General features: G+C 70.0%; 34 protein-coding genes. 33 read left to right on the top strand and 1 reads right to left on the bottom strand.

The genetic code is table 11. The features are described from left to right. Position 1: 1 nt before the first annotated feature. From rplX to rplQ, 18 genes are all read left to right on the top strand, one after another. Positions 2–361, top strand: coding sequence for a 50S ribosomal protein L24 (rplX, locus tag AUV07_RS00370; protein ID WP_025102398.1), 360 nt, complete (start codon positions 2–4; stop codon positions 359–361). Continuing rightward, positions 361–951, top strand: a complete 591-nt coding sequence (gene rplE, locus AUV07_RS00365; RefSeq protein WP_025102397.1) for a 50S ribosomal protein L5 — start codon at positions 361–363, stop codon at positions 949–951. Before rplX ends, rplE begins: the two co-directional genes overlap by 1 nt. A 132-nt stretch (positions 952–1,083) precedes the next feature. Next, positions 1,084–1,482, top strand: coding sequence for a 30S ribosomal protein S8 (gene rpsH, locus AUV07_RS00360; RefSeq protein WP_025102396.1), 399 nt, complete (start codon positions 1,084–1,086; stop codon positions 1,480–1,482). A gap of 6 nt (positions 1,483–1,488) precedes the next feature. Further along, positions 1,489–2,025, top strand: a complete 537-nt coding sequence (gene rplF / locus AUV07_RS00355) for a 50S ribosomal protein L6 (protein ID WP_062632873.1) — start codon at positions 1,489–1,491, stop codon at positions 2,023–2,025. Between the two features lie 2 nt (positions 2,026–2,027). Further along, positions 2,028–2,387: a 50S ribosomal protein L18 gene (gene rplR, locus AUV07_RS00350; RefSeq protein WP_025102394.1), complete on the top strand. Its 360-nt coding sequence runs from the start codon at positions 2,028–2,030 to the stop codon at positions 2,385–2,387. Positions 2,388–2,407: 20 nt separating this feature from the next. Next, positions 2,408–3,082, top strand: a complete 675-nt coding sequence (gene rpsE, locus AUV07_RS00345) for a 30S ribosomal protein S5 (protein ID WP_200838869.1) — start codon at positions 2,408–2,410, stop codon at positions 3,080–3,082. Further along, positions 3,082–3,267 carry a 50S ribosomal protein L30 gene (gene rpmD / locus AUV07_RS00340; RefSeq protein ID WP_017201575.1) on the top strand — a complete coding sequence of 62 codons (186 nt, stop codon included), beginning with the start codon at positions 3,082–3,084 and terminating at the stop codon, positions 3,265–3,267. Before rpsE ends, rpmD begins: the two co-directional genes overlap by 1 nt. Further along, entirely contained in the window at positions 3,267–3,884 is a 618-nt protein-coding gene (gene rplO, locus AUV07_RS00335) for a 50S ribosomal protein L15 (protein WP_082758410.1), read from the top strand. The genes rpmD and rplO overlap by 1 nt, the downstream gene beginning before the upstream one ends. A 153-nt stretch (positions 3,885–4,037) precedes the next feature. Further along, the gene (gene secY, locus AUV07_RS00330) at positions 4,038–5,360 is read left to right on the top strand and encodes a preprotein translocase subunit SecY (protein WP_025102391.1); all 1,323 of its coding nucleotides are present in this window, start codon (positions 4,038–4,040) and stop codon (positions 5,358–5,360) included. Continuing rightward, positions 5,357–6,001 (top strand): adenylate kinase, encoded by a 645-nt coding sequence (locus tag AUV07_RS00325; protein ID WP_062632869.1) that lies wholly within the window; start codon positions 5,357–5,359, stop codon positions 5,999–6,001. Before secY ends, AUV07_RS00325 begins: the two co-directional genes overlap by 4 nt. A gap of 1 nt (position 6,002) precedes the next feature. Further along, positions 6,003–6,854 (top strand): type I methionyl aminopeptidase, encoded by an 852-nt coding sequence (gene map / locus AUV07_RS00320; protein ID WP_062632866.1) that lies wholly within the window; start codon positions 6,003–6,005, stop codon positions 6,852–6,854. Continuing rightward, entirely contained in the window at positions 6,854–7,525 is a 672-nt protein-coding gene (locus AUV07_RS00315) for a DsbA family protein (protein WP_062632864.1), read from the top strand. Before map ends, AUV07_RS00315 begins: the two co-directional genes overlap by 1 nt. Positions 7,526–7,697: 172 nt before the next feature. Continuing rightward, complete coding sequence (infA, locus tag AUV07_RS00310) at positions 7,698–7,919, top strand: translation initiation factor IF-1 (RefSeq protein WP_018171468.1); 222 nt, start codon at positions 7,698–7,700, stop codon at positions 7,917–7,919. Between the two features lie 97 nt (positions 7,920–8,016). Next, a complete protein-coding gene (gene rpmJ, locus AUV07_RS00305) occupies positions 8,017–8,133 on the top strand; it encodes a 50S ribosomal protein L36 (RefSeq protein WP_005050492.1) in 117 nt (38 codons plus the stop codon). 178 nt (positions 8,134–8,311) lie between these two features. Next, positions 8,312–8,686: a 30S ribosomal protein S13 gene (gene rpsM / locus AUV07_RS00300; protein WP_062632862.1), complete on the top strand. Its 375-nt coding sequence runs from the start codon at positions 8,312–8,314 to the stop codon at positions 8,684–8,686. Between the two features lie 30 nt (positions 8,687–8,716). Further along, entirely contained in the window at positions 8,717–9,115 is a 399-nt protein-coding gene (gene rpsK, locus AUV07_RS00295) for a 30S ribosomal protein S11 (RefSeq protein WP_045249905.1), read from the top strand. 152 nt (positions 9,116–9,267) lie between these two features. Then, complete coding sequence (locus AUV07_RS00290; RefSeq protein WP_025102386.1) at positions 9,268–10,257, top strand: DNA-directed RNA polymerase subunit alpha; 990 nt, start codon at positions 9,268–9,270, stop codon at positions 10,255–10,257. Positions 10,258–10,291: 34 nt separating this feature from the next. Then, positions 10,292–10,864 carry a 50S ribosomal protein L17 gene (gene rplQ / locus AUV07_RS00285; protein WP_062632861.1) on the top strand — a complete coding sequence of 191 codons (573 nt, stop codon included), beginning with the start codon at positions 10,292–10,294 and terminating at the stop codon, positions 10,862–10,864. Positions 10,865–10,917: 53 nt separating this feature from the next. Here the strand turns inward: rplQ and AUV07_RS00280 are convergent, their stop codons facing one another. Continuing rightward, positions 10,918–12,138: a PAS domain-containing protein gene (locus AUV07_RS00280; RefSeq protein ID WP_062632857.1), complete on the bottom strand. Its 1,221-nt coding sequence runs from the start codon at positions 12,136–12,138 to the stop codon at positions 10,918–10,920. Between the two features lie 160 nt (positions 12,139–12,298). Between AUV07_RS00280 and AUV07_RS00275 the strand changes: the two genes are divergently transcribed. The 15 genes from AUV07_RS00275 (at position 12,299) to AUV07_RS00205 (ending at position 26,835) form a co-directional block, all read left to right on the top strand. Next, positions 12,299–13,318: a Bug family tripartite tricarboxylate transporter substrate binding protein gene (locus tag AUV07_RS00275; protein ID WP_062632855.1), complete on the top strand. Its 1,020-nt coding sequence runs from the start codon at positions 12,299–12,301 to the stop codon at positions 13,316–13,318. A gap of 1 nt (position 13,319) precedes the next feature. Next, on the top strand, positions 13,320–13,880 hold the full coding sequence (locus AUV07_RS00270) for a tripartite tricarboxylate transporter TctB family protein (protein ID WP_082802798.1): 561 nt from the start codon (positions 13,320–13,322) through the stop codon (positions 13,878–13,880). Further along, a complete protein-coding gene (locus AUV07_RS00265) occupies positions 13,880–15,427 on the top strand; it encodes a tripartite tricarboxylate transporter permease (protein WP_062632853.1) in 1,548 nt (515 codons plus the stop codon). The genes AUV07_RS00270 and AUV07_RS00265 overlap by 1 nt, the downstream gene beginning before the upstream one ends. A gap of 46 nt (positions 15,428–15,473) precedes the next feature. Then, positions 15,474–16,271: a sulfite exporter TauE/SafE family protein gene (locus AUV07_RS00260; RefSeq protein WP_062632850.1), complete on the top strand. Its 798-nt coding sequence runs from the start codon at positions 15,474–15,476 to the stop codon at positions 16,269–16,271. Positions 16,272–16,343: 72 nt separating this feature from the next. Then, on the top strand, positions 16,344–16,652 hold the full coding sequence (locus AUV07_RS00255; RefSeq protein ID WP_062632848.1) for a hypothetical protein: 309 nt from the start codon (positions 16,344–16,346) through the stop codon (positions 16,650–16,652). Next, positions 16,645–18,114, top strand: coding sequence for a sensor histidine kinase (locus AUV07_RS00250; RefSeq protein ID WP_062633031.1), 1,470 nt, complete (start codon positions 16,645–16,647; stop codon positions 18,112–18,114). Before AUV07_RS00255 ends, AUV07_RS00250 begins: the two co-directional genes overlap by 8 nt. Before the next feature lies 1 nt (position 18,115). Next, complete coding sequence (locus AUV07_RS00245; protein WP_062632846.1) at positions 18,116–18,775, top strand: response regulator transcription factor; 660 nt, start codon at positions 18,116–18,118, stop codon at positions 18,773–18,775. Further along, complete coding sequence (locus tag AUV07_RS00240; protein WP_157523833.1) at positions 18,772–20,331, top strand: SLC13 family permease; 1,560 nt, start codon at positions 18,772–18,774, stop codon at positions 20,329–20,331. Before AUV07_RS00245 ends, AUV07_RS00240 begins: the two co-directional genes overlap by 4 nt. Positions 20,332–20,432: 101 nt before the next feature. Next, positions 20,433–21,635 (top strand): glycerate kinase family protein, encoded by a 1,203-nt coding sequence (locus AUV07_RS00235; RefSeq protein ID WP_062632844.1) that lies wholly within the window; start codon positions 20,433–20,435, stop codon positions 21,633–21,635. A gap of 58 nt (positions 21,636–21,693) precedes the next feature. Beyond that, the gene (locus AUV07_RS00230) at positions 21,694–22,149 is read left to right on the top strand and encodes an FAS1-like dehydratase domain-containing protein (RefSeq protein ID WP_062632842.1); all 456 of its coding nucleotides are present in this window, start codon (positions 21,694–21,696) and stop codon (positions 22,147–22,149) included. Then, positions 22,146–22,550: a MaoC/PaaZ C-terminal domain-containing protein gene (locus AUV07_RS00225; protein ID WP_062632840.1), complete on the top strand. Its 405-nt coding sequence runs from the start codon at positions 22,146–22,148 to the stop codon at positions 22,548–22,550. The genes AUV07_RS00230 and AUV07_RS00225 overlap by 4 nt, the downstream gene beginning before the upstream one ends. Beyond that, positions 22,547–23,677: a UDP-N-acetylmuramate dehydrogenase gene (locus AUV07_RS00220; protein ID WP_062632838.1), complete on the top strand. Its 1,131-nt coding sequence runs from the start codon at positions 22,547–22,549 to the stop codon at positions 23,675–23,677. Before AUV07_RS00225 ends, AUV07_RS00220 begins: the two co-directional genes overlap by 4 nt. Next, positions 23,674–24,384, top strand: coding sequence for a FadR/GntR family transcriptional regulator (locus tag AUV07_RS00215; protein ID WP_062632836.1), 711 nt, complete (start codon positions 23,674–23,676; stop codon positions 24,382–24,384). Before AUV07_RS00220 ends, AUV07_RS00215 begins: the two co-directional genes overlap by 4 nt. Before the next feature lie 136 nt (positions 24,385–24,520). Further along, the gene (locus tag AUV07_RS00210; RefSeq protein WP_062632834.1) at positions 24,521–25,948 is read left to right on the top strand and encodes a four-carbon acid sugar kinase family protein; all 1,428 of its coding nucleotides are present in this window, start codon (positions 24,521–24,523) and stop codon (positions 25,946–25,948) included. Then, the gene (locus tag AUV07_RS00205; RefSeq protein ID WP_062632832.1) at positions 25,945–26,835 is read left to right on the top strand and encodes an NAD(P)-dependent oxidoreductase; all 891 of its coding nucleotides are present in this window, start codon (positions 25,945–25,947) and stop codon (positions 26,833–26,835) included. Before AUV07_RS00210 ends, AUV07_RS00205 begins: the two co-directional genes overlap by 4 nt. Positions 26,836–26,849 lie beyond the last annotated feature (14 nt).

Here is a 26,849-nt window from a genome sequence, read left to right as displayed (position 1 = left end):
CATGGCGAAGATCAAGAAGGGCGACCTGGTTCAGGTCATCTCGGGCGCCAAGCCCGAGCGTGGTGGCGACCGCGGCAAGCAGGGCAAGGTCCTCGACGTCCTCGTCGAGCAGAACCGTGTCGTCGTCGAAGGCGTCAACTACGTCACCAAGCACACGCGCGTCGGTCAGACGCAGCGTGGTACGAAGACGGGTGGCCTCGAGACCGTCGAGGCGCCCATCCACATCTCGAACGTCGCACTCGTTGACCCCTCGACCAAGAAGCCGACCAAGGTCGGCCACCGGGTCGAGGAGCAGACCAAGGACGGCGTGAAGCGCACCGTCCGCGTGCGCTTCGCGAAGAAGAGCGGTAAGGACCTCTGATGGCAACGACCGACGCTGCGGTGGCTGGCAAGATCCAGCCCCGCCTGAAGGCGAAGTACAACGCCGAGATCAAGAAGGCTCTGCAGGACGAGTTCGGCTACGAGAACGTCATGCAGATCCCCGGCCTGGTCAAGGTCGTCGTGAACACCGGTGTCGGCGAGGCTGCTCGCGACAGCAAGGTGATCGATGGTGCGGTCGACGACCTCACCAAGATCACCGGCCAGAAGCCGATCGTCACCAAGGCCCGCAAGTCCATCGCGCAGTTCAAGCTGCGTGAGGGCCAGGCCATCGGCGCGCACGTCACCCTCCGTGGCGACCGTGCGTGGGAGTTCGTGGACCGCCTGGTCTCGCTCGCGCTGCCCCGCATCCGCGACTTCCGCGGTCTGTCGGCCAAGCAGTTCGACGGCAACGGCAACTACACCTTCGGTCTCCAGGAGCAGAGCGTGTTCCACGAGATCGATCAGGACAAGATCGACCGCGTCCGTGGTTTCGACATCACCGTCGTGACCTCGGCGAAGACGGACGACGAGGGTCGGGCGCTGCTGCGTCACCTCGGCTTCCCGTTCCGCGCGGACGACGCCCAGGCGTGACCCTTCGACGGGCTCAGTGGTCTCGTGTCACTGAGCCCGTCGATGTGCACGTACAATTGAAGATTGCGTGCTCATCGCAGGCCGTCTGTCGTGTAACGGCAGCCGGAACCTCATGAACGAAAGTAGACAACAATGACAATGACAGACCCGGTCGCAGACATGCTGACCCGTCTGCGCAACGCGAACTCGGCGCACCACGACACCGTGACGCTGCCGTCGAGCAAGCTCAAGACGCACATCGCAGAGATCCTCCAGCAGGAGGGCTACATCGCCGGTTGGGAGACCTCCGACGCGCGCGTGGGCAAGAACCTCACGCTGACGCTGAAGTACGGCCCGAACCGCGAGCGCTCGATCGCGGGCATCAAGCGCGTGTCGAAGCCCGGCCTCCGCGTGTACGCGAAGTCGACCGAGATCCCCACGGTCCTCGGCGGCCTCGGCGTGGCCATCCTGTCCACCTCCTCCGGTCTCCTCACGGACCGCCAGGCTGAGCAGAAGGGCGTGGGCGGAGAAGTTCTCGCCTACGTGTGGTAATCCGAAATGTCGCGTATTGGACGACTTCCCATCGACGTTCCCGCGGGCGTGACCGTTTCGGTCGACGGCCGTGAGGTCGCGGTGAAGGGCCCCAAGGGTGAGCTCACCCTCACGGTGGCCAGCCCCATCGAGGTGTCGGTCGAGGAGAACCAGATTCTCGTCACCCGCCCCGACGACGAGCGCGAGTCGCGGTCGCTTCACGGCCTGACCCGCACGCTCATCAACAACAACATCATCGGCGTGACCCAGGGCTACACCAAGGGTCTCGAGGTCGTCGGCACCGGTTACCGCGTGCAGCAGAAGGGCAACTCGGTCGAGTTCGCCCTCGGCTTCTCGCACCCGGTCCTGGTCGACCCGCCCGCCGGCATCACGCTCACGGTCGAGGGCACGAACAAGCTCACCGTCAGCGGGATCGACAAGCAGGCCGTCGGCGAGGCGGCTGCGAACATCCGCAAGATCCGCAAGCCCGAGCCGTACAAGGGCAAGGGTGTGCGCTACGCCGGCGAGGTCGTGCGTCGCAAGGCCGGAAAGGCTGGTAAGTAACCATGGCTGTGAAGTCGAAGTCCGACGCCCGCGCGCGTCGTCACGCCCGTCTTCGCAAGAAGATCGTGGGCACCGAGGTGCGTCCGCGCCTCGTCGTCAACCGTTCGGCGCGTCACGTCTTCGTGCAGCTCGTCGACGACAGCAAGGGCCACACGGTCGCCTCGGCCTCGACGCTCGAGACCGACCTGCGTTCGCTGGATGGCGACAAGACCGCCAAGGCTCGCAAGGTCGGCGAGCTCCTCGCCGAGCGTGCGAAGGCCGCAGGCGTTTCCGAGGCAGTGTTCGACCGTGGCGGCAACCGCTACGCGGGTCGTGTCGCCGCCATCGCCGACGGCGCCCGTGAAGGGGGTCTGGCACTGTGAGTGACAACAAGGAGAACGAAGTGACCGAAGCGGCTGCTGCCACTTCCGAGACGGCCGCCGGCACCACGCAGGCTGAGCCCACTCGCGACCAGCGGGACGGCCGCCGCGGCGGACGTGACCGCAACCAGGGCGGCCGCGACCGCAACTCGCGCGACCGCGGCGACAACCAGTTCCTGGAGCGCGTCGTCACCATCAACCGCGTCTCGAAGGTCGTGAAGGGTGGTCGTCGCTTCAGCTTCACCGCTCTCGTGGTCGTCGGCGACGGCAACGGTCTGGTGGGCGTCGGCTACGGCAAGGCCCGTGAGGTCCCCCTGGCGATCTCGAAGGGTGTCGAAGAGGCCAAGCGCAACTTCTTCCGCGTCCCGCGCGTCGGCAGCACCATCCCGCACCCCGTGCAGGGTGAGTCGGCCGCCGGTGTGGTGCTCCTGCGCCCCGCCGCTGCCGGTACCGGTGTCATCGCCGGTGGCCCGGTCCGCGCCGTGCTCGAGTGCGCCGGCATCCACGACGTGCTGTCCAAGTCGCTCGGCTCGTCGAACACGATCAACATCGTGCACGCGACGGTCACCGCCCTGAAGGAGCTCGAGGAGCCCCGCGCCGTCGCCGCACGTCGTGGTCTCGAGTTCGACCAGGTCGCCCCGGCCCGGCTCGTCCGCGCCGAGGCCGAGGCCATCGCCGCACAGAAGGTAGGTGCCTGATGGCCGCGCGACTCAAGGTCACGCAGATCAAGTCCAAGGTGAGCGAGAAGCAGAACCAGCGCGACACGCTGCGCAGCCTCGGTCTCAAGCGGATCGGTGACACCACCGTCCGCCCCGACGACGCGCAGACGCGCGGCTACGTCAAGACCGTCGCCCACCTCGTCAAGGTTGAGGAGATCGACTAATGGCTGAGAAGAACGAGGCCGTCGAGGCCGAGAAGGCCACGAAGAAGGCGGCGGCTCCCAAGGCCGACGCCGCCAAGAAGCCCGCCGCGAAGAAGGCACCGGCCAAGACCGCTGCCGCCGACGCGAAGGCCGACGGCTCCGCCAAGGCTGCGCCGAAGAAGGACGCCCCGGCGTCCCGCCCCGGCGTGCTGAAGGTCCACCACCTGCGTCCGGTCCCGGGTGCCAACACCGCGAAGACCCGTGTCGGTCGCGGTGAGGGCTCGAAGGGCAAGACGGCCGGTCGCGGCACGAAGGGCACCAAGGCCCGCAACACCGTGCGCGTCGGCTTCGAGGGTGGCCAGATGCCGCTGCACATGCGCACGCCGAAGCTGCGTGGCTTCAAGAACCCGTTCCGCGTCGAGTACCAGGTTGTGAACCTGGAGAAGCTCGCGGAGCTCTACCCCCAGGGTGGCGACGTCACCGTGAGCGACCTGGTCGCCAAGGGTGCGGTTCGCAAGAACGAGAAGGTCAAGGTTCTCGGCAACGGCGACATCGCCGTGAAGCTCACCGTCGCGGTCGACAAGGTCTCGGGTTCTGCCGAGCAGAAGATCGTGGCTGCGGGCGGATCCGTCAAGTAACCACTGCGGAAGAGGGGTCGGAGATTCTCCGGCCCCTCTTCTGGTTCGGTGGGGGAGGAGCCGACCGCCCGCATTCCCCGGACCTCGGAGTGGGTTACCCTGGTGTTTCAGCCGCCCCTCGGGGGTTCGGCCACCTTTTCAGGAGGAACGTTCTTGTTTAGCGCCATCGCGCGGATCTTCCGCACGCCCGACCTGCGTCGGAAGATCGGTTTCACTCTCGCGATCATCGCGATCTACCGTCTCGGCTCGAACGTCCCCGCGCCGTTCGTCAACTTCCCGAACGTGGAGCAGTGTCTCGCGGCCAATGCCGGCACCGAGGGTCTGCTCGGACTCGTCAACCTCTTCTCCGGCGGCGCTCTGCTGCAGCTGTCGATCTTCGCGCTCGGTGTCATGCCGTACATCACGGCGACGATCATCACGCAGCTCCTGCGCGTCGTCATCCCGCACTTCGAGGCGCTGCACAAGGAGGGCCAGGCCGGGCAGGCCAAGCTCACCCAGTACACGCGGTACCTCACGATCGCCCTCGCGCTCCTGCAGTCGACGACCCTCGTCACCGTCGCCCGCACCGGTCAGCTCTTCGGAACGACCGACATCGGCGCGTGCACCCAGCTCCTCACGAACGACGTCTGGTGGGCGCAGGTGCTCATCATCATGGCGATGACGGCCGGCACCGGTCTGATCATGTGGTTCGCCGAGCTCGTCACCGAGCGCGGCATCGGCAACGGCATGTCGCTGCTGATCTTCACCTCCATCGCCGCGACGTTCCCCGGTGCGATGTCGATCATCTGGCAGACCCGCGGCTTCGAGGTGTTCCTCCTCGTGCTCCTCGTCGGCATCATCGTGATGGGTCTCGTCGTCTTCGTCGAGCAGTCCCAGCGGCGCATCCCCGTGCAGTACGCGAAGCGCATGGTGGGACGCCGGACGTACGGCGGCACCAACACGTACATCCCGATCAAGGTCAACATGGCGGGCGTGATCCCGGTCATCTTCGCCTCGTCGCTGCTGTACATCCCCGCGCTCATCGCCCAGTTCAACACCCCGCAGGACGGTTCGACGCCGCCCGCCTGGGTCAGCTGGATCAGCGCGAACTTCACCACCGGCAACAGCCCGATCTACATGGCGGCATACTTCCTGCTGATCATCGGGTTCACCTACTTCTACGTCGCGATCACGTTCAACCCCGTCGAGGTCGCCGACAACATGAAGAAGTACGGCGGCTTCATCCCCGGGATCCGGGCCGGCCGTCCGACCGCGGAGTACCTGGACTACGTGCTCACCCGCATCACGCTCCCCGGTTCCCTCTACCTGGGCCTGATCGCCCTCATCCCGTTGATCGCCCTCGCGACGGTCGGCGCCAACCAGAACTTCCCGTTCGGTGGCGCGTCGATCCTCATCATCGTCGGCGTGGGTCTCGAGACGGTCAAGCAGATCGACGCCCAGCTGCAGCAGCGACACTACGAAGGACTTCTCCGATGACAGTGCCCCACCTGGTCCCTGAGCCCGTCGAAGGGCACCGACCCACTGCCCGTTTGCTCATCGTCGGTCCGCAGGGTTCCGGCAAGGGCACGCAGGGTGTGCGCATCGCCGAGTCCTACGGCATCCCCGTCGTCTCGACCGGCGACATCTTCCGCGCGAACATCAAGGAGGGGACGGCGCTCGGCCAGCAGGTCACCGCGATCCTCGACAAGGGCGATCTCGTGCCGGACGAGCTGACGAGCGAGATCGTGCGCGACCGGCTGAGCCAGGACGACGCGCAGAACGGCTTCCTCCTCGACGGCTACCCCCGCAACACCGCGCAGGTGTCGCACCTGGACGCGTTCCTCGAAGGGCGCGGCGAGGCGCTGGACGCGGTGATCCTCCTCGACGTCCCCCGTGAGGAGAGCATCGCCCGCCTCGCCCTCCGCGCCGCCGAGCAGGGCCGTTCCGACGACACCGACGAGGCCATCGCGCACCGACTCGACATCTACGAGAAGGAGACGGCGCCGATCATCGAGGTCTACAGCAGCCGCGGGATCGTCGACCGCATCGACGGCGTGGGGTCCCTCGAGGAGATCACGGAGCGCATCGCCGCTGCCCTGGCCGCTCGCGGACTGCGCTCCGCCGCCTCCGCCGCCTGAGATGTTCCGCCGCTCGATCTACAAGACCCCGGCTCAGCTCCGAGCCCTGGTCGAGCCCGGCCTCATCACCGCCGAGGCCCTCGACGCCGTCAGCGCCCTCATCAAGCCCGGAGTGAAGACGATCGAGCTCGATGCCGCCGCCAACCGCGCGATCGTGCAGCGGGGAGCGGAGTCGAACTTCCAGCTCGTCAAGGGCTACCACCACACGATCTGCGTCTCGGTCAATGAACAGGTCGTGCACGGTATCCCGGGGGAGCGGGTGCTCCAGCCGGGCGACATCGTCTCGGTGGACTGCGGCGCCCAGTTCGACGGCTGGAACGGTGACAGCGCGATCACGGTCGTCGTCCCCGATCCCGAGCGCCCGGAGCTCGTCGCCCGCCGCGAGGAGCTCTCCCGCGTGACCGAGGGGTCGATGTGGGCGGGCATCGCCGCGATGGCGACGGCATCCTCGATCGACGAGATCGGCGCCGCCATCCAGGACTACATCGAGGCGCAGGGGCCGTCCGCCGTGAGCGGCGAGCCCTACGGGATCCTCCGCGAGTACGTCGGCCACGGCATCGGGCGGAAGATGCACGAGGCGCCCAGCGTCTTCAACTACCGGACACCCGACCGCGGCGCGGACGTGAAGCCCGGACTCGTGCTCGCCATCGAGCCCATGGTGACCGCCGGCGGCGAGGCGACCTTCGTGGAGGACGACGACTGGACCGTCACGACGGTCGACGGCACGGACGGCTCACATTGGGAACATAGCGTCGCCCTGCATGATGGGGGCATCTGGGTGCTCACCGCGCCCGATGGTGGAAGAGCCGGACTCGCCCCGTTCGGGGTCGAGCCTCGAGAGATCGGAAAGTAATGGCAGCGGCGAAGAGCAACACCAACTGGTTCGCGATCGGCGTCTCCATCGCCGTCGTCGTGGTCCTGGTGGCCCTCGGCGGACTCGTGGTGTTCCTCAACAACCAGGCGACCTCTCCCGGCGCCACCCCGACCGCGAGCGACAACTTCGACGCCGAGGCCGGCTCCATCTCCATGGGTGACGGCGACACCACGGTGTCGGTCTTCCTCGACTTCCAGTGCCCGGTCTGCAAGTCCTTCGAGGACCAGTTCGGCGCCGCCCTCGAGGCCAAGGCGCAGAGCGGCGAGATCACCCTCGAGCAGCACCCCATCGCGATCCTGGACCGCTTCTCGCAGGGCACCGAGTTCTCCTCCCGTTCGGCCGGTGCCGCGTTCTGCGTCGCCGAGTCCGACTCCGACCTCTACTTCGACTACGCGAAGGTCCTGTTCGAGAACCAGCCGGCGGAGAACAGCCCCGGCCTCACGAACGAGCAGCTCGCCGAGTTCGCCACCCAGGTCGGCGCGGGCGACGATGTGGTGTCCTGCATCACGGACGAGACGTACCGCAAGTTCGGTGCCGCGCAGGCGAAGGCCAACGACATCCAGGGCACCCCGACCGTCGAGATCGACGGCGAGCGGCTCGACCTCCAGAACCAGGAAGACATGAAGCGGTTCACCGACCTGCTCGGCTGACACGCACTGACCCCTCGACGCCCCGTCCGGCCAAGTTGCCGGATGGGGCGTCGTCGGATAACATAGATCTTTGGTGCCTTGTGCCATGCGTTCGGCGTGTCCGATCCGGCCCGGTACCGCACATCACCCACCCACCGCAGATCGACCGGTCTGCAGAAGCGTCAGCGAGGCTATGGCTAAGAAAGACGGTGTCATCGAGATCGAGGGCGTCGTGTCGGAGGCTCTGCCCAACGCGATGTTCCGCGTTGAGCTCAGCAATGGACACAAGGTTCTGGCGACGATCTCCGGAAAGATGCGGCAGAACTACATCCGCATCATCCCCGAGGACCGCGTGGTCGTGGAGCTCAGCCCCTACGACCTGACCCGCGGCCGCATCGTCTACCGCTACCGCTGATCGGTCGAGAAGTAACGGCTGCCCTTCGACGGGCTCAGGGACCCAGGTCTCGGAGGTCGGACATCGGGCAGCACGAAGACAGCGAACAGGAAACATCATGAAGGTCAACCCCAGCGTCAAGCCGATCTGCGATCACTGCAAGGTGATCCGCCGCCACGGCCGCGTGATGGTGATCTGCAAGAGCAACCCGCGTCACAAGCAGCGCCAGGGCTGAGCCCCCGCTGCGTGAGCGCCGCTCTCGCAATCTCATAACTCAATACGACACGGCAGGATCAGACGCTTCGACAGGCTCAGCGACCGGGTGACCGGCGGAGCCGTGGGGGCTGACACCTCGGGGCGGAGGCCCGGGCACCGATCCTGCTCCACACCTCCACAACACCCAGGAGAACCGCATGGCACGTCTTGCCGGCGTTGACATCCCGCGCGACAAGCGCGTGGTGATCGCCCTTACCTACATCTACGGCGTCGGCCGTACCCGCTCGGTCGAGATCCTCAAGGCGACCGACATCGACGAGAGCATCCGCGTGAAGGACCTCAGCGACGACCAGCTCGTCGCCCTCCGCGACTACATCGAAGGCAACTACAAGGTGGAGGGTGACCTGCGCCGCGAGGTGGCCGCAGACATCCGCCGCAAGGTCGAGATCGGCTCCTACGAGGGCCTCCGCCACCGTCGTGGCCTCCCGGTCCGCGGTCAGCGCACCAAGACCAACGCCCGTACCCGCAAGGGCCCGAAGCGCACCGTCGCCGGCAAGAAGAAGGCCCGCTAAGCAGCGGCCAGGGACTAGGAGAACACTTTCATGGCTGCACCCAAGGCCGCCGCGCGCAAGCCGCGCCGCAAGGAGAAGAAGAACATCGCGCTGGGCCAGGCCCACATCAAGTCGACGTTCAACAACACCATCGTTTCGATCACCGACCCGTCCGGCGCTGTCATCAGCTGGGCGTCGTCGGGTGGCGTGGGCTTCAAGGGCTCCCGCAAGTCGACCCCGTACGCCGCAGGCATGGCCGCCGAGTCGGCCGCCCGCCAGGCGCAGGAGCACGGCGTGAAGAAGGTCGACGTCTTCGTGAAGGGTCCGGGCTCCGGCCGCGAGACCGCGATCCGCTCGCTGCAGGCCGCCGGCCTCGAGGTGGGTTCGATCCAGGACGTCACCCCGCAGGCGCACAACGGCTGCCGTCCGCCGAAGCGTCGCCGCGTCTGATGCGTGTGCCGAGCCGCTCGCCCTTCGACAGGCTCAGGGAGCCATGACGGGCTGAGCGGCTCGGCGCCCCGCGTGGGGCATCGACTTCCACAACTCAAGACCTCACCCCACCACATGTCATATAGCGGGCATGTGATCGAAAGGAACACAGAGTGCTTATTGCACAGCGTCCCACACTGACCGAGGAAAAGATCGTCGAGAACCGGAGCCGGTTCATCATCGAGCCTCTGGAGCCCGGCTTCGGCTACACGATCGGCAACGCGCTGCGTCGCAGCCTGCTGTCGTCGATCCCCGGCGCCGCTGTCACCAGCGTCCGCATCGACGGTGTGCTGCACGAGTTCAGCACGATCCCCGGCGTGAAGGAGGATGTCACCGAGATCATCCTCAACATCAAGCAGCTGGTCGTCTCCAGCGAGCGCGACGAGCCCATCACCGCGTACCTCCGCAAGACCGGTGCCGGTGAAGTGACCGCCGCCGACATCTCGGCTCCGGCCGGTGTCGAGGTGCACAACCCCGAGCTCGTCATCGCGACGCTCAACGACACCGCCAAGTTCGAGCTCGAGCTCACCATCGAGCGCGGCCGTGGCTACGTCTCCGCGACGCAGAACCGCAACGAGTACGCCGAGGCCGGTCAGATCCCGATCGACTCGATCTACTCGCCCGTGCTGAAGGTCAGCTACCGCGTCGACGCCACCCGTGCCGGTGAGCGCACCGACTTCGACAAGCTCATCCTCGACGTCGAGACCAAGTCGGCGATCAGCCCCCGCGACGCCGTCGCCTCGGCTGCCAAGACGCTCACCGAGCTGTTCGGTCTCGCCCGTGAGCTGAACGTCGAGGCCGAGGGCATCGAGATCGGCCCGGCGCCGGTGGAGGCTGTGAACTCCAGCGAGCTGTCGATGCCGATCGAGGACCTCGACCTGTCGGTCCGCTCGTACAACTGCCTGAAGCGTGAGGGCATCAACACCGTTTCTGAGCTCGTCGCCCTGTCGGAGACGCAGCTCATGAACATCCGCAATTTCGGCCAGAAGTCGGTCGACGAGGTGCGCGACAAGCTCATCTCGCTCGGTCTGTCGCTCAAGGATTCGGTGCCCGGTTTCGACGGCGCCCACTTCTACGGCGGCAGCGAAGACGAGTCCTTCTGATACCCGACCCTTTCTGACCAGGAGTTAGACGATTATGCCCAAGCCCACCAAGGGTCCCCGCCTCGGAGGCGGCCCCGCCCACGAGCGCCTGCTGCTTGCCAACCTCGCCGCTGCGCTGTACACCCACAAGTCGATCAAGACGACCGAGACGAAGGCCAAGCGCCTGCGTCCGCTCGCCGAGCGCCTCATCACCTTCGCCAAGCGCGGAGACCTCCACGCCCGCCGTCGCGTGCTGTCGGTCATCGGTGACAAGGAAGTCGTGCACGTCCTGTTCAACGAGATCGCTCCGCTCGTCGCGGACCGCGAGGGTGGCTACACGCGCATCACCAAGGTCGGCAACCGCAAGGGCGACAACGCCCCCATGGCCGTGATCGAGCTCGTCCTCGAGCCCGTCACCCCGAAGGCGAAGTCGACCAAGAAGGCCGCTGCGGCCCCGAAGGACGAGAAGCCGGCTGCCGAGGAGGCTCCCGCCGAGGAGACCGTCGAGGCCCCCGCGGACGAGACTCCTGCCGAGGACACGGCTGCCGAGGCCGGCGCCGAGTCGCAGGCCGAGGGCGAGGCCGCTGAGGCCGCCGCCGAGGACGCTGTCGAGAAGAAGTCCGAGTAAGGACAGATCTCCCACGAAGCCCGCCGCCCCTCCGGGGTGGCGGGCTTCGTCGTTCAGCGGGGGTCGGTGACCCGGTAGCGTGCCCCGGGGCGCCCCTTGGTGGAGTAATCCAGAGACCGCACCGCCTGGCCCGTGGCGGCGAGGTGCTCGAGATAGCGGCGCGCACTGACGCGGGAGATGGCGAGGTCCTCTCCGATCTCGGTCGCGGAGGCGTCCGGTCGGGCGGTGAGGGCGGCGGAGACCCGCTCCAGCGTTTCGGCGCTCAGCCCCTTCGGTAGCCCGTACCGCTCCCGGAAGGCGATGATCGCGTCGGCCGCCTCGACCCGGCGCACGACGTCGTGCAGCTCGGTGTGGTCGCGGAGCAGCAGCGTCGCCCCCACGTCGGCGGACCCGTTCCCGGAGGCCGTGCTCCGCGCGACGAGCACGTGCGAGCCGACGATGACGGGGCGTCCCGCGGCCTCGCCCTCGCGAAGCACCGTGCTGAGCTCCTCCCCGAGGACCTCGTCCGCGGGAGTGCCGTCGAGATCGGCGGCGTCGCGGCCGAGGAATCGGGCGGCCGCATCGTTGACCAGGGTGATCCGCCCTGTGCCGTCCACCGTGACGACGCCCTCGCTCAACCCGTGCAGGGTCGTCTCCTGGTTCTTGACCAGGGCAGCGATCTGGTGCGGCTCGAGCCGGTAGATGCGGCGCCGGATGAACGACGTCACCCACGCGGCGCCGAAGACCCCGAGAACCGCCGCGGCGAGCATGGCGGAGATGAGTCCGACGAGGTTGCTGGTGAACTCCTCGTTCAGCTCGGACTCCAGGATGCCGACGGAGGCGGTGCCGATGACCGTGCCGTCCTCGTCGCGGATGGGCACCTTCACGCGCCACGAGGTCCCGAGCGTCCCGGTCTGGGTGCCCACGAAGATGTCGCCGCCCAGCGGGATCGACGGGTCGGTGGACACCCGCTCGCCGATGCGGTCGGTGTTCGGATGCGAGTACCGGATGCCCTCGTCGTTGGCGACCACCACATAGGCGAGATCGGAGGCCTCGCGGATGACCTCGGCGACCGGCTGGATGGCGGCGGCCGGGTCCTCGTCGTCGAACGCGTCGAGGACGACGGGAAGAGCGGCGACGGACTGGGCGACCGCCTGCATGCGGTCCTTGTAGGCCTCGCGGAGCGCGTTCTCCTGGAACGCCCCGGCGGCGATGCCGGTGGCGAGGGTCACCAGGAACACGATCAGCGCCTGCAGCGCGAGCAGCTGCACACGGAGCGTCATCTTCGAGGCCACGGGTCCATTCTCCCGGGTGGGCGGACGGGCCGCGAGCCGCCGGCGGAGGTGTTCACGACCAATAGTTACGGAACGCGACCAATGGTTTCTGAAGCTTGAGCGGGCGCATCCGCGCCTTGACAGTGGACGGATTGCACCCGAACGCTCAAGGAGGAGCGCCATGAATCACGCCCGCATCGGGACCCTCGCCGCGGCCGTCGCCGCGACCGCCCTGGTCCTCACCTCGTGCTCGACCGCGGACGGCGGAACCGTCGGCTCCGACGGCGGCGACGAGGCGGTCGCCATCACCGACGTGAACATCGTCGTCCCCGCCGACCCGGGCGGCGGCTGGGACCAGACCGGTCGTGCCCTCTCCCAGCTGCTCACCCAGGAGGACATCGTCGGCTCGGCGCCGGTCACCAACGTCGGCGGGGCCGGGGGTACGGTCGGTCTCGCGCAGCTCGCCAACGAGAAGGACCCGGCGACCCTCATGGTCATGGGCCTCGTGATGGTGGGTGCGGTGGAGACCAACGCCTCGGCCGTGCGCATCGAGGACATGACCCCGATCGCCCGCCTCACGGACGAGCCCCTCGTCGTGGTGGTCCCCGCGGACTCCGCGTACGACACCCTGGAGGACCTCGTCGAGGACGTCGTGGACAAGGGTCAGGAGGTCACGATCACGGGCGGCTCCGCCGGGGGAGCCGACCACATCCTCGCCGGACTGCTGCTCGAGGAGGCGGGGCTCGACGGCGCGGAGATCGCCGAGAAGCTCAACTACACGCCCAACTCGGGCGGCGGCGAGGCGACCTCGCTGATCCTGGGCGGCAAGGTCTCGGCAGGCATCTCCGGTGTCGGCGAGTTCCTGCAGCACATCGAGGCCGGCACCATGAAGGCCCTCGCCGTCTCGTCGGAGGAACCGGTCACGCAGCTGCCGGACGTCGACACGATCACCGACTCCGGATACGACGTCGTGCTCACCAACTGGCGCGGCGTGATCGCGCCGGGCGGCATCAGCGACGCCGAGCGCTCGGAGCTCGAGCGCATCGTCACCGAGTTGGAGGCGTCCGAAGCCTGGAAGGACGAGCTGGAGACGCGGGGCTGGGCGGATGCCTTCCTCACGGGCGCCGAGTTCGACGAGTTCCTCGACGGCAACATCACCGAGGTCACCACGACGCTGCAGAACATCGGGCTGGTCGGCTGACATGACGACCGGGTCTTCCGGACCCGGCGAGGAGGTGCGGACCGACGCCCGTCGGTCCGCACGCCTCGTCGCGTCCCTGCCGCGGGGGGAGCTCGTCTTCGCCCTGCTCATGGTGGCGCTCGGCGTGTTCGCGTTCGCCGGCGTGTTCACCATCCATGTGCCCGCGGGTGGCCAGGTCGGGCCGACGGTCTTCCCGCTGTTCGTCTCGGTGCTGCTGCTCGGCTCGTCTCTCGCCGTCGTGGTGAGCATCCTCCGCGGGCACCGCGGTGTGCCGGAGGAGGGGGAGGACGTCGATCAGAGCCTGCCGACCGACTGGCTCACCCTCGTGAAGATCGTGGCGCTCGTGGTCGCCCATCTGCTCCTCATCGAGCCGCTCGGCTGGGCCCCGGCAGCGGCGCTGCTGTTCGGCGGCGTCGCGTGGGCGCTCGGCGCCCGCCGGTGGTGGATGGCGCTCCTCATCGGCGCGATCATCGCGCTGGTCGTGCAGGTCGTGTTCGGCGGTCTGCTCGGGCTGTCGCTCCCGTGGGGACCGGCGCTCGGCTGGCTGAGAAGGATGTTCTGATGGACAGCTGGAGTCTGCTCCTCGAGGGGTTCGCGACCGCGCTGCAGCCCCAGTACCTCGTGTTCGCCTTCTTCGGCGTGCTGATCGGCACGGCCGTGGGCGTCCTGCCCGGGATCGGGCCGGCGATGACCGTGGCCCTGCTCCTTCCGCTCACCTATACGCTCGAGCCGGCCGCGGCGCTCATCACGTTCGCGGGCATCTACTACGGCGGCATGTACGGCGGGTCGACCACGAGCATCCTGCTGAACACCCCGGGGGAGTCGTCGTCGATCGTGACGGCGATCGAGGGCAACAAGATGGCCAAGCTCGGGCGGGGCGCGGCGGCGCTGGCCACCGCGGCGCTCGGGTCGTTCGTCGCGGGCACCCTCGCCACCGTCGGCCTGACGCTGCTCGCCCCGGTGCTCGCGCAGTTCGCCGTGAACCTCGGGCCCGCCGACTACGTCGCCCTCATCGTCGTGGCGTTCGTCACGGTCGGTGCGCTGATGGGGTCCTCCGTGCCGCGCGGCCTGCTGTCGCTCGGCGTCGGCCTGTTCCTCGGCCTGGTCGGCACCGACTGGCTCTCGGGGCAGCAGCGGTACACGCTCGGCCTGCTGCCGCTGGCGGACGGCATCGACGTGGTGCTCGTGGCGGTCGGCCTCTTCGCCGTCGGCGAGACGCTGTACGTCGCGGCCCGGCTGAGGCACGGCGCGATCGACGTGATCCCCGTGTCGCGCGGGTGGCGCAGCTGGATGACGAAGGACGACTGGCGCCGCTCCTGGAAGCCCTGGCTCCGCGGCACCGCCATCGGCTTCCCGATCGGCACCATCCCGGCCGGTGGCGCCGACGTGGCGACCTTCCTGTCCTACGCCACCGAGCGCAAGCTCTCGCGGCGCAAGGACGAGTTCGGCCGCGGGGCCATCGAAGGCGTCGCGGGCCCGGAGTCGGCGAACAACGCCGCGGCCGCGGGTGTGCTCGTGCCGCTGCTCACGCTCGGGCTGCCGACGACGGCGACCGCGGCGATCATCCTCACCGCGTTCCAGACCTACGGGCTGCAGCCGGGGCCGCAGCTGTTCACCGGACAGGCAGACCTTGTGTGGGCGCTGGTGGCGAGCCTCTACATCGGCAACGTGATCCTGCTCGTGCTGAACCTGCCGCTGGTGGGCATGTGGGTGAAGCTCCTGCAGATCCCGCGGCCGTACCTGTACGCCGGAATCCTCCTGTTCGCCGCCTTCGGCGCGTACGCGCTGAACTTCGCGGTCGTCGACATCCTCATCCTGCTGATCATCGGCATCCTCGGCTATTTCCTGCGGCGGTACGGATTCCCGGTGGCGCCGCTGGTGGTGGGCATGATCCTCGGGCCGATGGGGGAGGAGCAGCTCCGTCGTGCGCTGCAGCTCAGTCAGGGCGACCTGACGACGCTCATCGCGCAGCCGTTCTCCGCGGTCGCCTACGTGATCCTCGCGCTCCTCATCGCCGGCGGGCTGTGGCTGCGTCGCCGGCAGCGCCGGTACGAGCAGGCGCTCACGGAGTCCATCGCGGTGCCCGTCAAAGCGGACTCGGAGGTCTGAGCCCGCCCGATTCGGGGAGGGGAGAGGCCGGGAGTAGGCTGATCCGGTGAGCGATGCGACGGTCCTGAAGCGCGGGCCCCGCGCCTACGCCACGTTCATCGGCATCGGCCTCCTCGCCGGCATCCTCTCCGGGCTCTTCGGCGTCGGCGGCGGCACGGTGATCGTCCCGCTGCTGGTGCTCCTGCTCGCGTTCGACCAGCGGCTCGCAGCCGGGACCTCGCTGGCGGCGATCGTCCCGACGGCGGCCGTCGGGGTCATCTCCTACGCGGCGTCGGGCTCCGTCGCCTGGATCCCGGCCCTGATCCTCGCCGCCGGGGCCGTGGTCGGCGCGCAGATCGGCACCCGCCTGCTCCCGCGGATCTCGCAGACCGCCCTCCGCTGGGGCTTCGTCGGCTTCCTCGTCGTCGTGATCGTGAGTCTCTTCCTCGTGATCCCCTCGCGCGACGCCGTCTTCGAGCTCACCTGGCTCTCCGGGATCGCCCTGGTGGTCGTGGGAATCGGAACCGGCGTCCTCGCCGGACTCATCGGCGTGGGCGGCGGTGTCATCGTCGTCCCGGTGCTCATGCTCGCGTTCGGCACGAGCGACCTCGTCGCGAAGGGCACCTCGCTGCTCATGATGATCCCGACCGCCCTCTCCGGCACGGTCGGCAACCTCCGCAACCGCAACGTCGATCTCCTCGCGGCGTTGCTCATCGGCGTCTCGGCGTGCACCACGACGGCCCTCGGCGCCTGGCTGGCGACCATCGTCGACCCGACCGTCGGCAACCTCCTCTTCGCCGCGTATCTCGTCGTGATCGCGGTGCAGATGGCCCTCAAGGCCATCCGCGGGCGTCGGCGCGGCTGACCGTCCGTGAGGATGAAGAGATCTTCATCCTCACCTCATCTCCTCCTCATCCGCCCCGGGCACGATGGAGGCATGAGCACCGCACGACGCATCCTGATCCCCGGCGCGCTGATCGCGGTGCCCGTGGCGTTCGCGATCGGGAGCGTCGCTCTCGCCCAGATGCCGGCGTCCCCCCGGCTGCCGGAGACCCCGCTCACCGTCCAGCTCGCGACGCCGACCCCGACGCCCGTTCCCACGCCCACACCGACCGAGTCGGTCGCCCCCGCCCCCGCCCCTGCTCCGCCGCCCCCGCCCGCTCCCGCGCCGGCACCAGCACCGGCTCCAGCGCCGGCTCCACCGGTGGGCGATGACGATGACGACGACGGCGGCGACGATGACTGAGCCCGTATCCCTCCGGGCCCCCGGCGCCCCGCTGCGCACGTTGCGCCGCCGTACGCTCCCCGCCCGGTGGCGCATCACGCTCTGGATCATCCTCAGCACGATGATCACCGTGCTCGCGATCGGACTCATCGGCCGCAGTCTCTTCCTCGCCGCGGTCGAGCAGACGGCGAATGGCGAGATCGAGCAGGAGGCGGCGGAGTTCGCGCGCTTCGCAGAGGATGCCGCTGCCGGCGGCCTCACGACCGCCGAGGAGTTGCTCCGGGAATACGTCGCCCGCCAGTCCGTGCACGAGGACGAGGTCGTGGTCGCGGCCCTCGACGGCACCCCGATCGCGGTCGCCGAAGACGGCGGCTCGCGCACCCTGGAGACCCACGCGGCGCTGGTGGAGCGGATGCTCACCGACACCGCGGTCTCCGGAGCCTTGGCGACGCCCGAGACCGGCCCGGTCCGCTGGGGACGGATGGACTTCACCGGCGGGGGACAGGACGGCGCGGTGCTCATCGTGCAGTTCACGGCAGAGCCGCGCGCACAGGTCGATCGCAGCTTCGGGGCGATCGCCTGGGTCGCCCTGATCGGGGTGCTCCTCAGCTCCGGTGTCGCGTGGCTGGTCGCCGGTCAGATCCTCGCTCCGGTCCGCGAGGTGTATCGCGTGGCGCGGGACATCGGCGAGCACGACCTCACGGCCCGCGTACCCGTCGAGGGGAGCGACGACATCGCGGCCGTCGCCACGACGTTCAACCAGATGCTCGACCGGCTGGAGGCGGTCCACGCGACGCAGCAGCGCTTCGTCGACGACGCCGGTCATGAACTGCGTACGCCGATCACGATCGTCCGCGGGCACCTGGAGCTCCTCAGCGAAGACCCGGAGGAGCGCGCGGCGACCCTGCGCCTCGTCAGCGAGGAGCTGGACCGCATGAGCCGCATCGTGACGGACCTCCTGGTGCTCGCACGGGCGGAGCAGCCCGACTTCGTGCGCCTGGCCGCGTGCGACATCGCGACCCTCACGCTCGACATCGAGGCGAAGGCGCAGATGCTGGGCGACCGGCGCTGGCAGCTGATGGAGGTCGCGGAGGGCGTGGTCCCCCTCGACCCGCAGCGCGTCACACAGGCCGTGCTCCAGCTCGCGGCCAATGCCGTGCAGGTCACGGAGGATGGCGACACGATCCGGATCGGCTCGCGCTTCGAGGGGCACGGCCCCGAGCGGCGGCTGCGGCTCTGGGTGCAGGACACCGGTCCCGGTGTGGCTCCGGCCGACGCCGAGCGCATCTTCGACCGGTTCACCCGCGGGGACAGTGCCGGTGCGCGCCGCGGCTCCGGGCTCGGCCTCGCGATCGTGCGGGCCATCACCGACGGGCACGGCGGCTCAGCGTGGGTAGACAGCGTGCTCGGCGAAGGGGCCACATTCGGGATCGACCTGCCCGCACCCGTCCCGGACACGGACGCGACCGAAGGGAAGAGCTGACATGCGCCGCATCCTCATCGCGGAGGACGATCCGCACATCACGTCCTTCGTGCGCCGCGGACTCCGTGCCGCGGGCTACGACACCGCCGACGCGACCGACGGGCACACCGCGCTGCTCATGGCCCGCAGCGGCCTGTTCGACCTCGTCGTCCTCGACATCGGCCTCGGCGGCATCGACGGCTTCGACGTCCTCGCCCACCTCCGCGGCGAGGGGGTCTCCACGCCGGTCGTCATCCTCACGGCACGGGACTCCGTGATCGACACCGTCCGGGGGCTCGAAGGGGGTGCGAACGACTACATGACCAAGCCGTTCCAGTTCGCCGAGCTGCTCGCCCGGGTGCGGCTGCGGATCGGCGACGGCGAAGGGCGCAGCGGCGGGGCCGCGCTCACGCACGGCGACGTCAGCGTGGACGTCCGGTCGCGGACGGTGACCGTGGCCGGCGAGGTGCGCGAACTCACGTCACGCGAGTTCGCGCTGCTCGAGGTCTTCCTGCAGAACGCCGGTCAGGTACTCTCCCGCGACCAGCTCATCGGCCACGTCTGGGGCATGGACTTCGATCCCGCGTCGAACGTCGTCGACGTCTATGTGCGTGCGCTGCGCGGCAAGATCGGCACCGACCGCATCGAGACGGTGCGGGGAGCGGGGTACCGGTTCCGATGAACGATCCCGCCGCACTCTCCGTCGCCGCAGCGCGCACTCGGTTCGCGACCGTCCCGCCGCTGCGCCCCGACCCCCTCCCGATCATCAGCCGGCCCGATGCGGTGAAGTCGCGGCGCGCGCTGTCCCTCGTCGGCCTCGTGCTCGTCGTGGCGGCAGGTGCGGCGATGGTCATCGGCGCACTGAACCCGGACGCGAGCGGGCGCGGGATCACGGTGCCGATCGCCGTCACCGTGTCGGTGTTCCTCCTTGCGGTCTGGGCGTGGAGCGCGACGCGCCTCGACGACACCCTGGTCGCTTTCCTCGCGGCCATCGCGCTCATCGTCGCGGGCGTCCTCCCGGTCGAGCAGTTCTTCGCGTCGCTCGGAGACGAGACGATCTGGCTGCTGATCGGTGCGTTCGTGATGGCGGCGGCGGTGTCGACCTCGGGCCTCCCGCTCCGCGCGGCCGCGCAGCTCGTCCGTCTCGCTCGCGGCCCGAGGAGCCTGTTCCACCTCACGACCGTCGCGCTCACCCTCTCGGCGTTCGCCGTGCCCGCGACCTCCGGAAGGGCGGCGCTCGCGGTCCCGGTCTTCGGAGCCCTGTCGACGGCTCTCGACGGACGAGGGCGCGTCGTCCGGGCCCTCGCACTGCTGATGCCGACGGTCGTGCTCCTCTCCGCCGTCGCCTCGCTGCTCGGCGCCGGAGCGCACATCATCACCGATCAGCTCCTGCGGGCGGCGGGAGAGCCCGGCTTCTCCTTCCTGTCGTGGCTGTGGCTCGGCCTGCCGCTGGCGGTGGTCTCGTCGCACCTCGCCGCGGAGCTCATCCTGTGGCGCTTCGTGGACCGCGCCGACCGCACGGCACGGGTGCGGGTGACCACGGGCGACATCGAGAAGGCCGCCGGTGTCCGCGTGACCGGCCCGCTCTCCGCGGCCGAGTGGCGTGCGGCCCTCCTCATCGGTACGGCGATCGCGCTGTGGAGCAGCGAGCCTCTGCACGGCCTGCCTCCTGCGCTCGTCGCGCTGTGTGGAGCGGTCGCCGCCGTCGCTCCGGGCATCGGCTGCACCACCTTCCCGGCCGCAGTCGCGCGCGTACCCTGGTCGTTGCTGCTGTTCCTGGCCACCACACTCGCGCTCGCCACGGCGCTCACCGACTCGGGGGCTGCGACCTGGCTCAGCACAGCCGCCCTCGAGCCGCTGCGTGGGCTCGGAGCGGCGGGCGCCATCGGCTTCCTTCTCGCCGTGATCGCCCTGTCCACGCTCGCGCATCTGCTCATCCCCTCCCGATCGGCGCGATCCGCGGCGATCATCCCCGCGGTGATCGCCCTCGCACCGGGACTCGGCGTGGAACCCATGGCCGCCGCGTTCGCATCGACGGCGGCGGCCGGGTTCTGCCACACCCTGCCGAGCTCTGCCAAGCCGGTCGCGATGTTCGCCGATCCCCAGGTCGTCTCCGGCGGCTTCGATCCCTCCGACCTGCGCCGGCTGTCCGTCGTGCTCGCGCCCGCCATGTTCGTCCTCGTGGCCGTCTTCGCCCTCTGGATCTGGCCGCTCCAGGGTCTGCCGCTGCTGCGCTGACCACCGTCACCACTGTTCCGCGTGCGCCGCCGGCGTACCGGTGTCCGTCGTGCCCGCGTCCGGGCTGTCGCGCGCCCCCGAGGGCGCAGAAGGAGGTCCTCATGTCCATCCACGCTCCCCAGCGCATCCTCGTCGCTCCGAGCGGCTTCAAGGAGAGCCTCGGCGCCGACGCCGTGGCCCGAGCCATCGCCGCCGGCGTGCGCCGCGTCATCCCCGGCGTGCGCGTCGACGAGTTCCCCGTACCCGACGGGGGCGAGGGGACGGCGGCCGCGCTCGCCGCGTCCACCGGCGGTGCTCTGGTGCCTGCGACCGTGACCGGACCCGTCGGGGAACCGGTGGTGGCGCACTGGGCGCGCCTCGGAGGGGCGGCGCGCGGCACCGCGGTGGTGGAGATGGCGGCCGCAGCGGGACTCCGACTCGTCCCGCGTGATCGCCGCGATCCGGCGGCCACCACGACCACGGGGGTCGGGCAGCTCATCGCCGCGGCCCTTGATGACGGCGCTGAGCGCATCGTGGTCGGCTGCGGAGACTCCGGCACGAGCGACGGGGGAGCGGGCGCGCTGACGGCTCTGGGCGTGCGCATCCTCGACCGGGCGGGCCGCGTCGTCCCGGCGGGCGGCGGACACCTGGCGGAGGCCGCGTCCCTCGACTTCTCGGGCGTGCACCCGCGTCTCGCCGAGGTCGAGATGGTCCTCGCCTGCAACATCCACAACGTGCTCTGCGGCCCCCGCGGCGTCGCCAGGGTGTTCGGTCCGCAGAAGGGGGCGTCGCCGGCGGAGGTCGAGCGGCTCTCGGACGCGCTCGACGCCTGGGCCACGCTGCTGGAGGAGCAGAGTCCCTTCGGAGGCGGGATGGACGTACGTACCGGCGCGGGGACCGGCGCCTCCGGAGGACTCGGCGCGGGGCTCGCCGCGGCTTTCGGCGCCCGGCTCGCACCCCGCTTCGAGGTGCTCCTCGACGGCGGACTCATGCCGCACGACCTCGACGCGCTGATGACGGAGGCCGACCTCGTGATCACGGCCGAGGGCGCGATCGACTTCCAGACGCCGCGCGGCAAGGTCCCGGCGGAGATCGCGATGCGCGCCCGCGTCGCCGGGGTACCGGTGCTCGGCCTGGCGGGTTCGCTCGGACGCGGCGCCCCGGCCGTGCACGACATCGGCATCGACGCGATCGCGTCGATCCTCACCGTGCCGATGCCGCTGGAGGAGGCGGTGGAGCACGGCGAGGAGCTGCTCCGCGATGCCGCTGAGCGCACCATGCGTCTCGTCCTGCTCGGTTCGGCGATGTCGGCCAGAGCCGCCTGAGGGTTTTCGGACGGCCCGCGCGCGGCGGGCCGTCGGTCGCCCTCGGTAGGATCGACGGGTGGCAGTGAACCAAGAACTCGTCGGCCGGGAGTTCCCGCCGACCGCCCCCTACCTCGTCGGACGGGAGAAGGTGCGCGAGTTCGCGCGCGCCGTCTTCGCCGACGCCCCCCAGCACACCGACGTCGAGGCGGCCCGTGCGGCGGGCTTCGCCGACGTCGTCGCGCCGCCGACCTTCGCGATGGTCCTGCAGGACCTCACGCTGCAGCAGCTGCTGGCCGAACCGGATTCCGGCATCGTCCTGGCGCGGACCATCCACGCCGAGCAGCGGTTCCGCTACACCAGGCCGATCGTCGCGGGAGACGAGCTGACGGCGCAGCTGCGCGTCACCGGCATCCGCATGATGGGCGGCAACGCCATGATCACGAGCGAGGCCGAGATCACCGACGACGGGGGCGCGCATGTCGTCACCGCCACGAGCGTGCTGCTCGTGGGCGCCGAGGAGGAGGCCGCATGAGCGCGTTCACCGTGGGAGACGTGCTGGCCGAGCGCACCGTGCACCTGACGAGGGAGTCGCTCGTCCGCTACGCCGGCGCCTCCGGAGACTTCAACCCGATCCACTACCGCGACGACGTCGCCGCCGCGGTGGGCCTTCCCGGCGTGCTCGCGCACGGCATGCTGACCATGGGGATCGCCTCGTCGGTGGTCGTCGCCGCGCTCGACCCGCAGACCCGGATCCTCGACTACGGCGTGCGCTTCACGAAGCCCGTGGTGGTCGATCCCGAGACCGGCGCCGACGTGCACGTCGTCGCGACGGTCGGCGCGGTGGACGAGGAGTCCGCGCGCATCGACCTCAAGGTCACGACGGGCGACACCACCGTGCTCGTCAAGGCGCAGCTGCGCGTCGCCGTCCGATGAGCGACGTCGAGCCGATCCGGCTGGCCGAGCTCACCACGCTCCGCACCGGCGCCGCCCCCGCGCGGATGCGCGAGGCGACGACGACGGCGGAGCTCGTCGCGGTTCTCCGGGAGACCTGGGCGGAGGGCGACCCCTGGCTGGTGCTCGGCGGGGGCTCGAACCTCTTCGTCGGCGACGAGCCGTTCGAGGGCACCGTCCTCCGCATCCGCACGAGCGGCATCGACGAGCTCCCATCGCCGCACGCCGGTCGCGTCCGTCTGCGCGCGCAGGCCGGACACGGGTGGGACGACCTGGTGTCGTACGCGGTCGAGCGGGGCTACGCCGGGCTCGAAGCCATGAGCGGCATCCCCGGCACGGTCGGAGCCGCGCCCGTGCAGAACATCGGCGCCTACGGGCAGGAGATCCAGGAGACCCTGGTCGAGGTCGAGCTGATCGACGAGGACTCCGGCGAGATCTCCACTGTTCCGGCGACCGAGCTCGGGCTCGGATTCCGCACCTCGGTGCTCAAGCACCATCACGGGAGCGAGCCGCAGCGCCGGGCCGTGATCCTGTCCCTCACGGTCGATCTCCTCGTCGCTCGCGAACGCGTGGTCCGTGGGGAGCAGCTGCGCCGCGCTCTCGGTCTGACCGACGACACCCCGGTGCCGCTGACATGGGTCCGAGAGCGCATCCTCGCCACGCGCGCATCGAAGGGCATGCTGCTCGACGCCGACGACCCGGACACGCACGGGGTCGGCTCCTTCTTCCAGAACGCGATCGTCACGGCCGCGCAGGCCCGGTCCCTCCCGCCGGAGTGCCCGCGCTGGCCGGTCGCCCCCGACCTCGACGCCGTGACCGTCATCCCCCTCGCCTCCTACGACGGACACGTGCCGCCGACGAAGACCGAGGCGCCGGACGTGAAGGTGAGCGCCGCCTGGCTGATCGAGCAGGCCGGCATCCGCAAGGGGTTCAAGCTGCCCCGCTCACGGGCGTCCGTCTCGACCAAGCACGCCCTGGCGCTCACCAACCGGGGTGGCGCCACGGCGGCCGAGGTCGCCGAGCTCGCCCGCTTCATCCAGAACCGCGTGCACTCCGAGTTCGGTCTCGTGTTGCAGCCGGAGCCGGTGCTGGTGGGCGTCGACCTGTGACGAAGCTCGAGCGGGTGTCGCGGACGCAGGCCGTCGTGGACGGGCTGCTCGACGCCATCATCGCGGGTCGGCTCGAGGCAGGACAGCCGCTGCCGCCCGAGGGGGAGCTCGCCGAGCAATTCGGGGTCTCCCGCCTCACGATGCGCGAGGGCGTCCGCCTCCTGCAGGCGCAGGGCGTGATCGTCGCGGTGCCAGGCACCCGACACCGCATCGCGCCGACCGACGAGTGGACGGGCCTCGACGCGGTCGTGCGGCACGCCCAGAGCGCGGGTGCGCGAGAGCGCTCCTCGCTGGAGATGCTCGAGATGCGCATGATGTTCGAGACCGGGGCGGCGGAGTTCGCGGCGGGGCGCCGCACCGAGGAGCACCTCGCCGAGATGGCCGCGCTCCTCGAGGAGATGCAGGCGGCGCACGAGCGGGCCGACGTGGACGCGTTCGTGGCCGCCGACCTCGCCTTCCACGATGTGATCATCCGCGCGGCGGAGAACCGCATCCTCGTCGCCTCGATGCGTCCGCTGACGACGATGCTGCAGGCGACCCGCAGCGAGACCAGTGCGATCCCGGACATCCGCGAGCACGCGCTGGCCGAGCATGCGGCGGTGCTGGACGCGATGCGGACCGGGTCCGGTGCGGCTGCCCGCCAGGCCATGCGCAGCCACATGCGCCAGACCCGCGACGACCTGCTGCACTACGTCCACGGGCGCTGAGCAGCACGCTCTCCGTCGGTTTGGAGGGACGGTGATCGTGGGGTACGCTCATCGTTATCTGATATCGGATAACGATGCAGATTCCCCTGGCCCGTGGCCCCCACCACAGGCCATCTTCCGGAACGAAGGAGTTCGTGTGCACATCGACGACCTGCTGGCCCCCCTGCCTGCACCCGTCGCCGTTACCGCGGCCGACGTCCGCACCGAGGTCGACCCCGCCGACGTGCTCCTCGTCCTCGACGACGACCCGACCGGCACGCAGTCGGTCGCGAACCTCCCGGTCCTCACCCGATGGGAGCGCGCCGACCTGGACGAGGCGCTCGCGACCGGCGCCGCCGCCGTCTATGTGCTCACGAACACCCGGTCCCTCGACGAGGAGGCCGCGGCCGCCCGCAATCGCGAGATCGTCGACGTGGCACTCGCCGCCGCCGAGGCCCAGGGGCGGCGCGTGACGTTCGTCTCCCGGGGCGACTCGACGCTGCGCGGCCACTTCCCGCTCGAGACCGATGTCCTCTCCGCGGAGATCGGATCCCGCACGGGCCACGCCCCCGCGCTGACCCTGCTCGTCCCCGCATTCCCGGACGCCGGGCGCATCACGGTCGACTCCGTGCACTACTGGGTGACCGGCGGCGAGGCCACCCCGGTCGGCGAGACGCCGTTCGCGGCGGACGCGACCTTCGGCTACGCCTCTTCCGACCTGCGCAAGTGGGTCGCCGAGAAGACCGGCGGACGCATCCCGGCGTCTGCGGTCGCGGGTCTCGACATCCGCACCATCCGCGCCGGGGTGGACGCCGTGGCCGGCTTCCTCGAGGCGCTGGCCGACGGCACGGTCGTCGTGGTCGACGTGGTCGAGGAATCGGACATGCGCGTCGTCGCGCTCGCGCTGCACCGCCTGCGGGACCGGGACGTGCTCCTCCGCGTCGGTCCGCCCTACGTGCGCGCGCACATCGGACAGGAGATCGCCGAGCCGGTGCGGGCGGAGGACATCCCCTTCGCGCACGATCGCGGCGGTCTCGTGGTCGTCGGCAGCCACGTGCCGCTCACCACCGCCCAGCTCGAAGCCCTCACGGCGGCGCGGCCCCGCACCCGCACGGTCGAACTCGACGTGCGCGCCCTCGTCGGCCCGGACCGCGAGTCCCATCTCGAGACGCAGGCGCACGCCGTCGCCGAAGCGCTCGCCACGGGGACCGTGATCGTGCACACCACCCGCGAACTCATCACGGGCGCCGACGGCGACGAGAGCCTCGCGATCGCCCGCCGCATCTCCAGCGGCGTGGTGGAGCTCGTGCGTCGGGTGCTCGCCATCGCTCCGCCCCGCTTCGTCATCGCGAAGGGCGGAATCACCTCCAGCGATGTCGCGAGCGAGGCCCTCGAGATCCGCCGGGCCACCGTGCTCGGTCCGATGCTGCCCGGCCTCGTCTCGCTGTGGCAGCCCGAGACCGGCCCCGCGGTCGGCATCCCGTACGTCGTGTTCGCCGGCAACGTCGGCGACGCGGACTCCCTCGTCACGGTCGTCGCCACGCTCGCAGGCGACGATGGAAACAACCCGGAAGGACACTCATGACATCCACCGTCGCTGTCATCGGACTCGGCGCCATGGGGCTGCCGATGGCCACCCGCCTCGCCGAGCGCTTCGCGGTGCGCGGCTTCGACATCGCTGCCGAACGCGTCGCCCTCGCCGCAGAGGCGGGTGTCACGCCGGCCTCCTCGGCGGCGGACGCCGTGGATGGTGCCGACGCGGTGCTCGTCGCCGTCCGCACCGGCGCGCAGCTCGAGGCGCTGCTCTTCGGCGAGGACGGGCTCGCCCCGCACCTCGCCGACGGCGCGGTCGTGATCCTCACCAGCACGGTGGGCACGGACGGCATCGATGCGATCGCCGCCCAGCTCGCCACGCACGGTGCGCAGCTCGTGGACGCTCCGCTGTCCGGAGGGCCGGTCCGTGCCGGGGAGGGCGACCTCCTCATCGTCGTCGGCGCCACCCCGACCGCTCTGGAGATCGCGCGGCCCGTGCTCGACCAGCTCGCCTCGACGCTGTCCATCGTCGGCGACAAGCCCGGGGACGGCCAGGCGCTGAAGACCGTCAACCAGCTCCTCTGCGGCGTGCACATCGCGGCGGCCGCGGAGGCGCTCGCGCTCGCCGACGCCCTCGGACTGGACCGCGCCCGCACGCTGGACGCGCTGACGGCCGGTGCTGCGAACTCCTTCATGCTCGGCAACCGCGGTCCGCGCGCCCTGCAGGCCTACGACGAGGACGGCGCCGAGGTGCTCAGCCGCCTCGACATCTTCGTCAAGGACCTCGGCATCGTCGGCGACGCCGCCCGCCGGGCGCACCTGTCCACGCCGGTCGCCGCCGCGGCCGAGCAGCTGTTCCTCCTCGGCGAAGCGCAGGGCCTCGGCGCCCTGGACGACTCCGCCGTCATCCGCGTCGTCGCACCCGAACGACTGTCCTGAGCGCGACGTCGCGC

The sequence above is a fragment of the Microbacterium sp. CH1 genome (assembly GCF_001595495.1).
GTDB lineage: Bacteria > Actinomycetota > Actinomycetes > Actinomycetales > Microbacteriaceae > Microbacterium.
The sequence above is the reverse complement of the archived record's forward strand: the minus strand, read 5'-3'. Positions and strand labels throughout refer to the sequence as shown.